9 protein-coding genes are annotated in these 14,235 nt (G+C 53.7%); 3 read left to right on the top strand and 6 right to left on the bottom strand.

Annotation, left to right across the window (positions count from 1 at the left end):
- The first annotated feature begins 292 nt into the window (after window positions 1-292).
- From ACETK5_RS29155 to ACETK5_RS29145, 3 genes are all read left to right on the top strand, one after another.
- Complete coding sequence (locus ACETK5_RS29155) at window positions 293-1,870, top strand: amidase (RefSeq protein ID WP_394059392.1); 1,578 nt, start codon at window positions 293-295, stop codon at window positions 1,868-1,870.
- A 435-nt stretch (window positions 1,871-2,305) separates the two neighbouring features.
- Window positions 2,306-4,603 carry a helix-turn-helix domain-containing protein gene (locus ACETK5_RS29150; RefSeq protein WP_100541068.1) on the top strand — a complete coding sequence of 766 codons (2,298 nt, stop codon included), beginning with the start codon at window positions 2,306-2,308 and terminating at the stop codon, window positions 4,601-4,603.
- A 25-nt stretch (window positions 4,604-4,628) separates the two neighbouring features.
- Complete coding sequence (locus ACETK5_RS29145; protein WP_133120362.1) at window positions 4,629-4,838, top strand: hypothetical protein; 210 nt, start codon at window positions 4,629-4,631, stop codon at window positions 4,836-4,838.
- 91 nt (window positions 4,839-4,929) lie between these two features.
- Here ACETK5_RS29145 and ACETK5_RS29140 read toward each other — a convergent pair whose 3' ends face one another.
- The 6 genes from ACETK5_RS29140 to ACETK5_RS29115 form a co-directional block, all read right to left on the bottom strand.
- Complete coding sequence (locus tag ACETK5_RS29140; RefSeq protein ID WP_100541069.1) at window positions 4,930-5,976, bottom strand: glycoside hydrolase family 18 protein; 1,047 nt, start codon at window positions 5,974-5,976, stop codon at window positions 4,930-4,932.
- Between the two features lie 21 nt (window positions 5,977-5,997).
- Entirely contained in the window at window positions 5,998-8,616 is a 2,619-nt protein-coding gene (locus ACETK5_RS29135; protein WP_394059389.1) for a transglutaminase domain-containing protein, read from the bottom strand.
- A gap of 7 nt (window positions 8,617-8,623) precedes the next feature.
- Complete coding sequence (locus ACETK5_RS29130; protein WP_100541071.1) at window positions 8,624-9,646, bottom strand: carbohydrate-binding family 9-like protein; 1,023 nt, start codon at window positions 9,644-9,646, stop codon at window positions 8,624-8,626.
- Between the two features lie 63 nt (window positions 9,647-9,709).
- The gene (locus ACETK5_RS29125; RefSeq protein ID WP_100541072.1) at window positions 9,710-10,996 is read right to left on the bottom strand and encodes an alpha-L-fucosidase; all 1,287 of its coding nucleotides are present in this window, start codon (window positions 10,994-10,996) and stop codon (window positions 9,710-9,712) included.
- Between the two features lie 64 nt (window positions 10,997-11,060).
- Entirely contained in the window at window positions 11,061-12,446 is a 1,386-nt protein-coding gene (locus ACETK5_RS29120; RefSeq protein WP_100541073.1) for an alpha-L-fucosidase, read from the bottom strand.
- Between the two features lie 148 nt (window positions 12,447-12,594).
- Complete coding sequence (locus tag ACETK5_RS29115) at window positions 12,595-14,205, bottom strand: extracellular solute-binding protein (protein ID WP_071218757.1); 1,611 nt, start codon at window positions 14,203-14,205, stop codon at window positions 12,595-12,597.
- Between the last annotated feature and the right edge of the window lie 30 nt (window positions 14,206-14,235).

Here is a 14,235-nt window from a genome sequence, read left to right as displayed (position 1 = left end):
GCTGTCATGAACACGGGTTCTATTTTGTGTAAGATTATCTAACATAATATTTTATAAAAATCTCATAAAACGATTGACACCTTCAAAAAAAACCATTAACTTTACTAATTAACAAAGAATTCAACACCATCTTGTCATTAATATGTTATGAATCAGGAGGTGAAATGTTCTAAACCACTTGTAATTTGTCATATTTATGTTATCAACAATTACATTCACGCGGTTCAGTTCCTTGATAGCCTCTAAAAACGCATGGGAGATGCGAGAAAACGACGAATGGGGGAAATGATGAATGATGAAAAAACAAACCAAGATGTTCAAACGCGTGTTGTCCATGGCGCTCCTGCTTGGATTGGCCATGAACAGCATAACCGCTGCGGCAGCTGAACGGTTTGCCTATGAGGAAATTACATTAAAAGAGCTTGAGGAGGGTTACACGGAGGGAACGTTCAAGACCGAAGAGGTTGTGAAGGCATACCTCGACCGGATCGGCATCTACGAATCCAATTACAATGCGTTCACCATGATGAATGCCGGCGCGCTTCAGGAAGCCCGCGAGGTTGACCGGCGCCGGGCGGCGGGCGAGAAGCTCGGCCCCCTTGCAGGTGTGCCGATTGTCATCAAAGAAGCCGTCGACGTCGCCGGCTTCCCGTCCACCTTCGGCTGGGCTCCGCTCAGCAAGGAGCTCGGCGGAATCGAGCTGATCCCGGAGAAGGACGCCCCCGTCGTTGCCCGCTTGAAGGCGGCCGGCGCCATTATACTGGGCAAGACCAATATCCCGGCATTCAGCTCCGACGGTACGCGCGCCAGCTCCAGCTGGGCTGGCGACACCTATAACGCCATTGATCGGAAGCTGGTCCCGGGCGCCAGCAGCTCCGGCACGGCGATGTCCATATCAGGCAACTTTGCCGTGCTCGGCATTGCCGAAGAAACCGGCGGATCGATCCAGAATCCGGCGGCAGCGCAAGCGCTGGTCGGCATCAAGCCAACCTTCGGATTAGTGCCAAATGCCGGGGTCGTCCCTCTCGCGGGAAGCACCAGAGACGTTGTCGGCCCGCATGCCCGGACGGTTCACGACGCCGCCGTCATGCTGGACGTCATCTCAGGCTATACGGCCGAGGATGCCAAGACCGTTGCATCGATCGGCAACATTCCCAAGAAAGGCTACACCTCCAAGCTGAATCCGTTGGGCCTCAAGAACAAACGCATCGGACTCTATGGCCCGGGGTGGCTTGGCGAAGAACTGACGGCGGAGACCCAAAAACTATATGACCGAGCCGTGAAGGAACTGGAGAGTCAGGGAGCCATCGTGGTCACCGATCCGTTCGCCGATACGGAATTCGCCGAATTTGCCAAGTCGTCAGGCTCCATCGGCATTGAATCGATCGTGTACGATATGGAGCAGTATCTGAAGCACCTGGGTCCGAATGCCGCCATTCAGTCGGTGGATGAGCTGATCGAGAAGACGGGCGAGACCCCATCGGCGCTCGCCAGGTATCCGGAAGCCTTGAAAAATCCTGGTGCCGTCCCTGATCTCTCAAAATTCACGGAAATCCGAACGAAATATCTCCATATTTTTAACGATGTGATGGATCAACACAATCTGGACGCACTTGTATTCCCTCAAATGTATAAGGAAACGCCGCTGCTTCACAGCGAGGACAAAATCGCTGACACTACCGTTCCCGAGATCAACATCGCGGGCGTTCCTCTCGTCACGGTGCCAGCTGGATATTATAAGAGCGGTTCTCCGTTCTCCATCGCCTTTGTCGGCAAAATGTGGAGCGAAGCCGACTTGCTCGGCATGGCCTACGATTACGAGCAGGCGACGAAGCATCGCGTCGCCCCAACGCTTGTCGCCAAGCCTTAAATGCCTGCCTTCTAAGCCTAACCCAAATCAACCGGAGCCGCAGCGGCTCCGGTTTTTTCAAGCAACGTATGCAATGATAAGACAAGCCCGTCCATTGAGGCAACCCGGCAACGGCATGCATTACCTTTGTTATTTACATTCCGATTTTGAATTTTTGGCATGTTTCCAATTAATTTTAGCAATGATCCATTGATTTATTAGTCAAGTTCTCCTAGTATTTTCATTAGGAACATCCGGCGGCTATTTATGAAAGCTACAGCCTTGCCTTTATTTATGATAGCGCTATCAGAAGGTACAAAAGGTCAAACGTCTATCGACGTACCTTCACAGATGATAGACTTATGCCCAGAGGAGTTTTTCTTGCGATTATCGAATGGTTCAGCTTCGCTGTAAACTTATCATTCCATAATCTTAAAATACCGGGAGGTTGCAGATATGAAATGGAATCACTTCAAGTCCAAGCTTCTGCTTAAATACACACTGTCCTACATATCCATTTTCCTGATACCTCTTGTTATATTAACCATCATCATTTACCACAATGCCGTGGATACGCTCCGTTCCGAGATTGAGCAGACCAACGTCAATCAACTGACCCAGGCTAAAACCGTCATCGACGAGCGTATGAAAGAACTACAGGACATCGCCTTTCGAATCGCCTATGACGAGCAGCTGACCCGCTATTGGACTCACCATCCTTACTACAGCCGGGAATCCATCGGAGCCTTGGTCAAATACAAAGCCACCAGTTCCATCATCGATGAGCTATTCCTGTTCTTCCGCGGAGATAACAGCATTTACTCGTCCCAGGGCTTTGAGAATCTGAACGTCTTTACCGACCGCTACAAATTCAAGAGCTGGAACGAAACGGAGATGGTCCGGGATTTAAACTCCGTCCAGATCCCGACCATGCGTCCGGCGGAACAAGTCGTGCAAGGGACCAAAACCCAGAATTCCATGCTGGCATACCTTGTGCCGATCGCACCCAACAATACGCCGGCTCACGGCACCGTCATGTACTTTATCCACGAATCCAATCTGACGGGATTGATCGACTCCATCCTCAGCGATTATCATGGGATGACTTATATTTTCGATAATTACGGACAAGTCCTGGCTGCCAATTACAAAGGAGAGACCATTACCGAGCAGGAAGTCAACGCGCTGTTCTCGCTTGAGCCGGGAACGCACAGCCTTTCGTTGAACCAAGAGCCCCATTCGGTTGTGTCCGTCAAATCCGACACGGGCTGGACTTATGTCACCGCGATGCCAAGCAACCAATTTTTCGGCCGCATCGTTCATATTCGCACTTTTATCGTTCTGGTATTCTCCTTCGTGGTGATGATGGGCACCATTCTGGCGATTATGCTGGCCCGCAGGCAATACCATCCGATTTCGGATTTGATGGAATTCATTCGCTTGAAGAATGATCCCGAACCGTCCACACCCAGTAACGAGCTGGAATGGATCAAGAAGACGCTGCATGATTACAGCCAGCGCGTCGATCTCCAAGAGCCCTATGCCCGAAATCATATTCTGCTCATGCTGCTGAAGCACGGCCATACCGGGGAGTTCCCGGCCGAGTATACGGAGAAGCTGGGCATTCGCTTCAGCCGCTCCCATTATTTTGTTGTAACCATGGGCTGGGAGGCGCACGCCCTTCCCATTGGTGACAATCCGGAACGGCGGCCTGTCATGCAGCTGATGAACGATGTGGAGCTGACGGCATTTTCCGCATACGCCTATGGAGTGGAGCTGCCGCAGCCTGATCAGCTGGCCCTCATCGTCGGATTTGATGCGGAAACCGGGCATGAGGCGAGCCTTAACGCCCGGATGGAGCCGATCGCCCTGGCCCTGCAATCGATCGCTGCCGAGCACACCGGCGTCTCTCCCGCGATCGGGGTAGGCAACCGCTACAGCTACCCGGAGCAGTTGAATCAATCCTTCATTGAGGCAACGACCGCGCTGGAAGCATCCATGCTGCATGGACAGGGCAGCAGCACCTTCTTCAACGCTCTTTCGGGTTCCGGTGCGCAGGATTCGTCCTTCTGGGTCCCTAAGGATGTGCTGCTGAAGCTGGTTCAGAGCTTGAAGCAGGGCAGTTACGATGTGGCGGTTCAGATGGTATCCACCGCATTGAATAACCTGAAGACGGAAATGCCGTCCGTACCGCTGCTGCGCTGCATTTGCTTCGATATTCTGAATACGATGCTGAAGACCGCGTCCGAGCTTGGCATCCATCATGTAGTCAATCAACTGCCACGGGTCACTTCCTATGACTCGCTGGAGGATTTGGAGAAGAAGCTGGCAGGCCTTGCCGCGGAAATCTGCGCCCATGTCGAGGCGAAAAGCGAGACGGAAGAGAGCTCCCTGATGGATGAAATCGTCGCTTATATCGACGCTAATTTCACCGATTACGACCTCAGCCTGGGCACGATCTCGTCCAAATTCTCTATCTCTTCATCGTATTTCAGTCGCTCCTTCAAGGAGAAGATCGGCATGAATTTCACCCAATATATCTGGCAGAAACGAATCGATGAGGTCATCCGGCTGCTGCTGCACACAACCGATCCATTGAAGGATATCATCACCCGGGTCGGTTACCTGGATACGCCGAACTTCATTCGTAAATTCAAGAAAGAAACAGGTTACACGCCTGGCCAATATCGCAAAATGCACAGCCCCAACGCTGCCGACTCCGCGGATGATGACGACGAGGAGTACATCGGATAACGGTTTCCGACGTTGGCGTCGAGGAATGCGTCGGATAACGACTTCGGACGTCGGCGTCGTGGAGTGCGTTGGATTACGGCTTCGGACGTCGGCGTCGTGGAGTGCGTTGGATTACGACTTCGGACGTCGGCGTCGTGGAGTGCGTTGGATTACGACTTCGGACGTTGGCGTCGTGGAGTGCGTTGGATTACGACTTCGGACGTTGGCGAATAAGAGTGCCGGTTTTGCCGGATAAAACAGAAACCTCCCCTGAGCAATCAGGGGAGGTTTTCGTATGTTTTAAACTCATATCGAGCGATCCGATGATCACGCACCGCCAGCTTTTCCTATTTCCCAACAGGGTTGCTCTGAAGTCCTTGATGCATAGCGCCCAACAGGCGATGGGTCGGGTCGCATCCGTATTCCCAGAACATAATCCCGGCCAAGCCTTGTTCCTTCACATAATCGCATTTGCACCGAATCGATTCCTCATCGTCATAAGAAATCAGGCTGGAGCCATTAAAGAGGTACGGTGCACAGGCTTCCTCATCCCAATAACGAACGTAGCCGTTCTTGTTGATGTAATCCGCAGTCAGCTCGGCAAAGGCCGGACCATAGCCGCCCGTGCTGCCGGCCATTTGGTGAAGGCCGTTGTTCCGGTCCGGCACTTCATTCCATACGCGGGAGTAGAATGCGGCACCGATGACAATCTTCTCCTTAGGGACACCGGCACGGACGAACAGGTTCACGGAAGCATCCGTACTGATTCGGAACAGATCACCGGTTGGCGTGTACAGATTCGTATGATGTCCGGTCAGGACCTGAAATCCGCCTCGCATATCATAGGTCATCAGCTGTACAAAATCCAGGTACCGCTGCACCTCGGCCATCTCTGTGCCATCTACATAGTACTGGTCAGCCCCCGCCGCAATCGTAAGCAGATAATGCCGGCCATCCTGGGAGCCCTTGGCATCCAGCGCCTCCCGGATCGTCTGGAGCAGCAGGGTGAAATTCCGTTTATCGTCCGGGCTGGACGCTATGCCGGCCTCGCCGTAACAAGGATACTCCCAGTCCAGGTCGATCCCGTCAAAAGGGTATTCCTCCAGCACCCGTATGGCGGAAGCGGCCATGCTGCCCCTTCCCGTTTCGGTTGAGGCAGCTTCCGAGAAACCGCCCGCACTCCAGCCGCCAACGGACAGCAGCACTGTAAGATCCGGGTGCTCCCGTTTGATGTTCCGGACAACCTCGCCATTCCTCAGATGCTCGGTCGTGATTTCATCGTTCTTGACATGGCCGAAAGCCACGTTCAAATGCGTCAACTTCGATAGATCCTCATGCGTCATGTCGGGAAGAACCGAATCGACGGCGTATCCCGCCGTAATATACTTCGTCATTACTCTTCACTCCGATCCCTTCTAGGGTTGTAATATCGCGGATGCAATCTGCAGGGCTTCCTTCCCGGTGCCGATCTTGTATCCGGAAGCCGTATAACGGATTTGCTCCTGACGGTCCAGGACGAACAGATGAGGATAACCGGCTTCATGGGCTGCAGGATTCGGGATGAAACCCGACAAGGAAGCGTAACTGGAATCCCGTACAAACATGGTGCGTGCCGGCAGCTTCGGATAGCTTGCCGGATCAAAGGAAGCCGTCCATTCCGCATCCCCGATTACCAGCACAATCGGCAATCCCAGCTTATCCAGCGGCTCGGCCAGCTCGCTGAGCTCGCGGAACAGATGCTTGGTCGGCTCCCGCTCCGGTTCGATCCAGGCAGCGATAGCGCCCTCGGACCCCAGAAGATCCTTAAGATCCGCTCCCGTTCCGTCTAATCGGGTAAGCGTACTGCCCGGCGCCAGTTTGCCCAGCACCGGAATGTCGACCGCCGTCTCACGATAGGTCAGCGCCACGCGCGTGGTGTCTCCGGCACGAACGGTAAAGTACGTGAAGCGCACTCTTACCGTTCCGTCCTTCAGCCGGATGCCCGACGTTAGACGGTACGAACCCGGCTCAACCTCATACGGCTCGTCGTAAACGTCGGTGCTGCCATAAGGATACACCAGCGTTTTGTACACGCCGTCTTCCAGGCTGGCGAAGGTAAAGTTCTCGGCATAGGATGCGGCCGGCGTATCCTGCGAAACCTCCGGATCCCTGAGAAGCTGCAGCATCCCCCAGCTTGAGCTCTCCTGATTCCGAGGGGAGTCCAGACGGAAGGCTGCATCTTCCCAGCTTCCATCACGTAAGTACTGCGGCTTCTGCTCGCTCGGATGCAGTCGGGCGGGAATCCCCAGACTACGGCATACAGCCACAAACAGAATGTCCAGCGACTGCTCGTCTCCCTTCATGAGACTGTACGTGCCTGCCGGATTTCCCTTACCCTTCAGGTTGGGAAGGTCCTCAGCATAGGCATAGCCCTGCTCCAAATGCCCGGCAACCGTAGAAGGATCCTTCCTGAATGCCGCAGTCTCCGCCTCCGTAAAGGCATCAACGAATACACGGCGATACGGAACCAGCATTTCATAAGAAACCCGCGGACACAGGATGTACTTCACGAAGGTATCCTCATCCCACTGTCCACGCTGTGAGAGGGCACCCATCAGATGATCATCCAGCGTAGGCCGGAAGGTATCAATCAAATCCTTTTCGTTCAGCGACTCCAGCAGCCGCAGCGGCCACTCGCCATATTCGCCGGAACGCTCCTCCAGGAACGCGGCGATTTCCTTGCTGTTGCCTCTGGCTTTTCGAAGGACGTCCCACACCCGCTCGGGAGGCAGTCCTGATGACTGGGCTAGTGTGAACGCCTCTTCTTCGCTCAGGAATGTACCCTCATATTCAGTCCGGACCTTCGTCCCTTCCTCCAGACGGTGGTTATGAGCCTGGCTCTTCTCCTCGGATAACGCCGTCGCGGCGTCCCCTTCTCCTTCCGGTGGAGGAACCATATCGAAATCCACGATCCCTGACGGCTGTTCGGATGAATCAAGGACAAGTTCGATATGTCCGCCGTCCTGGGCCTTGAACAGGACTTCACTCCACTTGCCGCCGCTGACCGCACGAACCAAGAGGTCGCCATAACCGGTCTTAAAGGAAGCCTTCCCTTGCTCATCGGTCTTGATTTCGGCAATCGGATAAAACTCAGCCATATTATACAGCTCAAATCGAATGCTTGCGCCGGATACAGGCTCTCCCTGCTTATCCTTCACGCTCACGTAAAGGGTTCGAGCCGGTGCATAGTTCTCCAGCAAATTAATCTCCGTAAACCCCTTTTCGCATAGGGTAATATCCTCCGGACCGGGGTAATCGGCAAAAATTCGCGTATTGATCAGCATCGCCCTGCGTGCCGGCGGACTGAACCAGCCTTGATTCAAGCGGGCTTCCGGTTCGCATGCCCCGATGTAATACCACTGGCCGTCTGCCCATGCTTCCACCCAGGCATGGTTGCTGTCGCAATGAGCCCAGCGCGGCGTATAGACCTGACGCGCGGGGATGCCGATGCTACGAAGCGCGGCCACCGCCAGGGTGGACTCCTCGCCACAGCGTCCGCGTGCGTTCCGGATCATCGTCAGCGGCGAAATGGTTCGCAGATCGCTGCCGATGTAGGTTGCCTTCTCATGGCACCAATAATTGGTTTCCAGAATGGCATCCGCCATCGATAACTTCGCCGTCCGTTCGGCCAATTCGTTGTAGAGAATACCACGGTAATCCTCAATATTCTCCGTATTAACCCGGTAAGGAAGCACAAAATGCAGGAACAGATGATCCGGCACGCGCTCGCCCCAAGGCACGCGCTTACGGATGTCCAGGGCTTGGCGCACATGATTCAAGAACAATTCTCCATCATAGTCGGCCATGTCGTTCACCGGCATGTAAGCAAACAAATATTTCAGGGCCCAAATCTCTTCATCGGTCAGTTCCTGCTCAAAAACATGAAACAGCTTATCCTTGCGGGCTTCCGCAAAAATGATCTTCTCCTGAAACTTGTGCTCGATCCGCTCCAGCGTCTGCGAATCCAGCGAGAACACCATGGTTTGGCTGGTCATCCTCCGTTCACTCCCTCCATAACTTTCCGTCTTCCCGAATGCAGATTATAGCCGTTCCGTCCGATGAAGGCGCGCTAATCTGGAACAGGCTCCGGGTCGTTTCAATCACGGGCTGGATGCTCCATGAATCCTCGCCCATGAGCTGCTTCGTTTCCTGCGTAAATTCACCATGGGCTTCATAGTAATTACGCTGCCGGTAATAGAGCCTGCGCAGCTCCCATTTGATCCGTTCGTCCTCCGGAAGCTTAAACGGCTGGTGCCCCTCGCCATCGGCGAATACGACGTAACCCCACAGCTCCGGGTAATGCATATTGATGATGCCCATCGGCGACCATACCCAATTATCCTCCGGATAAGGCTTGCCTGTCTCCGGATTCAGCACCTTGCGATATTCGCCGTCCTGTACCTCGGTCTGCCATTCCACGCGCGAGAAGTTGACGCGCCAGAACTCACCCGGCGCAGGACGGCGGCCGCCTTCGGCACATTCCTTGAGACTAGCCCAAGGAATCGCCACCTCCACGCTCCATTTCCGGTTATCGGCGCCCGGTCGGTTCAACTCCCCGTCGATAAACACCGCCGTCTTAAGACCGCTGATGTCCCAGCCGTTGACCGGAGGTCCGCCATCCCGGTACGGTTTCACGAGCAGCAAGTCCCACACGGTGTTCAAGGCATTGATCTCGAATTCATAATATTGATGGCTGTCTCCGTCCGGATCAATGAATATTTCAAAGTCATTATCATAGAAAATAACCGAATCGCGTTCCGTCAACGTCGCCCATATCTGATCCTCGATCAGCTCGGCGGCAAAATAAAAATAGTCGTCGTCCCACAGCATTTTGACCCGGGTCCGTTTTCCCGGCTTCGGACGAAGATCCCCTTCGATATCAACGAAATCGTCGGTCCACTCCGCCGCATCCCAGAACGCCTTATCCACGCGGCCGTCCAGCACGAGCGGCTGCCCCGCACGCTTGCATATATAATGCTTGGGAGCATACTCAATCCTCGGCTCCGGCACTCCACTTCTGTTCATGTCATTCTCTCCGCTTCATGAGGGAGGAATGCGCACTTATCAAGCGCTCCCTCCCCGTGATGGTTAGTTATGCGTGACTACGGCTCCCGAGCCGCCGTACATCTCCAGCTCTTCGTCAAACTCCAGCTTAAGAACCGTCACCTGCTCATGCGCGTCTTCAGGAGTCATCTTGATCCACGTCGTCCCCGGGATATTGAACCAAGGCACACCCCCATGGATCTCGTGGGTAAGCTCTTTGCCGGAATGCAGCACGGTAATTTTCTTGATCGGGTTGCACAGCCCCTTGATGCACACATTCTCTTTCGGATCGTCATAAACAAACAGGTACAATGTCTTTCTGTCCTCGGAAATCGTGCTTCCCCCCAGATAATAGCGGGTCATAATGCCCTCGCCCGTTCCGAATACGGCCTCCTCATGGGTCCGGATCCATGCTCCCAGCCCAAGCAGAATGTCCTCCTGCCTTGGATCGATGGTGCCGTCCTCGCGCGGACCGATATCCAGCAGCATATTGCCGCCCATCGAGATGCAGTCGCAGAACATCCGAATGATCTGGTTCAATGATTTGTATTTATGATCGGTCGGCACATAACCCCACGAACTGTTGATTGTCGTGCAGAATTCCCAAGGTCCCTCCGGTCTCGTGATCGGAATGCCCTGCTCCGGCGTTTTATAATCACCGTGGCCCTGCAGGCGCGAGTTGATAATGATGTCCGGATTGAAGGATTGCAGGTAATGCTTGAACTCCGGCAGATTCCACTGCTCGGCACTCCGTTCCCAATCGCCGTCGAACCACAGCAGATCCACCTTCCCGTAATTCGTCAGGATCTCCCGCAGCTGGTTGTTATTAAACTCCAGGAATTTCTGCCACTTCTCCTGATCCTGAACACCGTCCACGGGACTGGTGTGCGGGTTGACCCCGCTGAGATCCTCCGGTACCCTGCCTCCTTCGAACACGCTCGGATAATCCGGATGCGACCAATCAATCAGAGAGAAGTACATGCCCAGGTGAATCCCCTTCTCCCTGATCGCTTCCGCATACTCCCGCACGATGTCCCGATTTGCCGGCGTCCGCTTGACCACGTTGAGATCGCTGTACTGCGTATCCCACAGCGCAACGCCATCATGGTGCTTCGTTGTCAGCACGGCATACCGGGCACCGGATTTCTCGATCAAATCCGCCCATTTCTCCGCATTGAATTTCGATGCCGTAAAACCGTCCAGCTGCTTCATGTACTCGTCGTAAGTGATCCTCCCATTATAGAAGGACCAGGATTCCGAGACCCCCTCCACAGCATAAATGCCATAGTGAATGAAGATGCCCAGCTTGGCTTCTTCGAACCATTTCTGCATTTTTTGTCCACACCTCTTCTTAAAGTCCTTGGTAAGTGAAAAATACGTTTATATAAACCGCTTCTTAACGAAACCGCAGTACGTGCGCAATCGGCGCCGGCCCCTGACGTTCCTGATCCGGAAGACGAACCGCAACGCCACCGTCCGTGCGACGATAATCCAGCGCCTCCTGACCCCCGACCAGATCAATGCGGCTGAACGCCGTTTGAATTGGAATGTGCAGCTCCTCAGGGACGGCTTCTTGCTCATTTCGATACAGATAGATGGCGTAGGTCGTATCGCCTTTTTGGGTAAACTGGACCGCGCCGGAGGAATACGGCTCGCAGATGCGCGTGCCATAAATGGCTTCTCCATAAACTTTCAGCCACTCTCCCATGCCCTTCATTCGTGAAATGGCTGTCTCGGGCAGCCTTCCGTCCGGCTGCGGACCCACATTGAGCGCGAGGTTTCCGCCTTTGGCCACGATCTCGACCAACAGATGAATGAGCTGACGCACCGTTTTATAACGATCTTCGTAGCGGAAAGAGAAGGAAGTTCCCATCGTGATGCAGCTCTCCCAAGGCACATGAAGGGCTCGCTCAGGGAGGGTCTGCTCCGGCGTAATCAGATTCTCGTAAGGCCCGCCGACCGTACGGTCCGCCGAGAGGAGCCAAGGCTGAATCTCACGCGCCTTCTCTACCACTTCGCCCAGCCGGATATTCTGGTCCCGGTAATCGTTCACCCAGCCTGCATCCAGCCACAGCACATCGATGCGGCCGTAACGGGTCATCAGCTCCATGATCTGCTCATGGGTAAACTGGACAAACTGTTCCCACAGCCACGGGTATTTCTTCGGGTCGTAGCTTGGACCGCGTGACGTAAAGCTTCCGGCCTCCATTCCCGGGGCCCAGTAGTATGGCGTATGCCAGTCGGCCTTCGAGAAATAAGCGGAGATGCCGAGTCCCTTGGCACGAAATGCCTCGAACAGCTCCTTCGTGATATCGGCGTATTTATGCCTATGGAACGGACATTCCGTTCCGGTGACACGGTAATCGGTTGTATGCGTATCCCACATGCAGAATCCGTCATGATGCTTGGTGGTAAAGTTCAAATATTTGAAGCCGTTATCGGCTGCCAGGTCAGCCCACAGATCAGGCTGAAAGCGAAGCGGGTTGAACGTCTTGTTCAGGTCGAAATACTGCCGCTTAAGCTCCTCCGCTTCGATATCCCAGTCAATGCCGTCACGCGACCAATCCGCGTCTTTATCACTCAGTGCCCATGATTCAACAAGGCCCAGCTGGGAATACGGTCCCCAATGCATCATCAGGCCCAGCTTCTGGTCCTTGAACCATTCCAGGCGTTCCAGGAGCAGCGGATCCTCCGGCTTGACCCATTTGTCCTCACTGCTGAAATTGTGCACGCCCTGCTCCACTACCGCTTGTTCTTCCTCTACCAGCTTGTTCTCCGACATGGTGTACCTCCAATAGTCATTTGTTGATAACGATATCTTTGAAGACCGTTGGAACGGGCCTTCGCCTGCCCCCTAAAAACAATAGCCAACCCCCGGTCATGAATCGACCGGGATACGTTGGCTCTTTGTTTTTCATCTATGCATCTGATTATTGCTCGGCATTCCAGCGATCATATGCGCCTTGATAAAGCTCGACGAGACGGTCGCTGCCCATTTTCTTGACTTGTGCTACGTATTTATCCCAATTTTCAAGCGGCTCTTGGCCTGTCACGAATTTGGCTTCCATCTGTTTCACGTACGTTTCCAAATCGGACAACAGCGCGGTTGCCTCGCTTTGCTCTTCATTCGTCAAATAAACGTTAGGGAACGGCGATTTACCGATCGGCACCAGCTTCTCTTGATTCTGCTGATCGATCCACTCATCAAATTCGGTGCGAAGACCTTTCGCAACATCCGGATCATTGACGCCAGGCGTCAAAATACCGTAGTTCGGCGTGATTTTGCCGCGATATTCTTCACGATCTCCGCCGCCTGGCACTGGGAGCCATTCTTTCACGCGGTTTGCCTCATCCTTGAATTTCCACAATGTGCCTTCAGGCCCTTGGTTAAACAGCGTGGCGCCTTCATAGCTGTACAGGTAATCGATCCAGCGCATGGTCGCTTCCGGAGCCGGGTTGCTGCTCGAAATGGCGAAGGTGCCTCTTGCCGACATACCAGGGTGCATACCGTATACAGGAGAGTCGGCGATTTCACTCTTCACCGGCGTCATGAGCGGATGCTCGCTGCTCGGCTCGCCACCGAGCGTGAAGTACGCATGGTAGTCGTTAAACAGGGCCAGCTGATTGTTTTCTCCCTTGGCTTTTTTCTGATCGCCTGTTTGCGAGAAGGTTTCATGATCCAGCAGTTCTTCCTTCCACAGACGGTTCATGAACGTCAGATAGCCTTTGTAGCCTTCTTCCTGGTAAGGATAGTGCACTTTTCCGTCCTTGTCGGAATAGATGCCTTCGTTGTACATTCCCCAGAAGCCGAAGAAGTACATACGCAGGTCATCCAGCTTGACCGAAGTCAGCGGAATTTCGTCTTTCTTTCCATTTCCGTTAGGATCTTCTTCCTTGACGCGTTTCAAGAATGTATATAATTCCTCGGTAGTCTTAGGTTCGGACACGTTTAACGCTTTTAGGAACTTGCCGTTGTACCACATCGGGCCTCTGTACCATACGGCAGCCTTATCGACAAACGGCAGGGCATACATATGCCCGTCCGGGGTCGTAAAGGACTTGCGGACATCCGGATTTTCATCCAAAATCTTTTTGATGTTCGGTGCATAGCCTTCGTCAATGTACTTCTCCAGCGGAATGAGGATGCCTTGGCTGCCGTAAGTTACCTGCTCAGCCGGCTTCAGATCCGCCGCATAGAACATATCGGGCAAATCGCCGCTCGCAAACACCAGATTTTTCTTCGTTTCAAAGCTGTCAATCGGAGAAAGCTGATATTCCAGCTTGATGCCTGACAATTTCTCCATCTCTTGTAGTACGGGCATCGTATTCCAATCGGCTACACCGGCATCCTGTGACATGACCGTCAGCGTGATCGGCTCATCCACAATCGGGAAACCTTCCTTTTTTACCCCTTCCGTACTGGCCGTCCCGGACGGTGCTGTAGCAGCGCCGTCTCCTTTCGGTGAACCACAGGCTGCAAGCATGGTTGCTGAGAGGGTGAGGCAGAGTAAAATAGATGATGCCTTGCGAAGCTTTTTCATGACAACAACTCCCCTTTTTTGGTGTGGATT

The sequence above is a fragment of the Paenibacillus ilasis genome, assembly GCF_043195395.1.
GTDB lineage: Bacteria > Bacillota > Bacilli > Paenibacillales > Paenibacillaceae > Paenibacillus_AQ > Paenibacillus_AQ lautus.
This window is presented reverse-complemented; position numbering and strand designations above follow the sequence as displayed.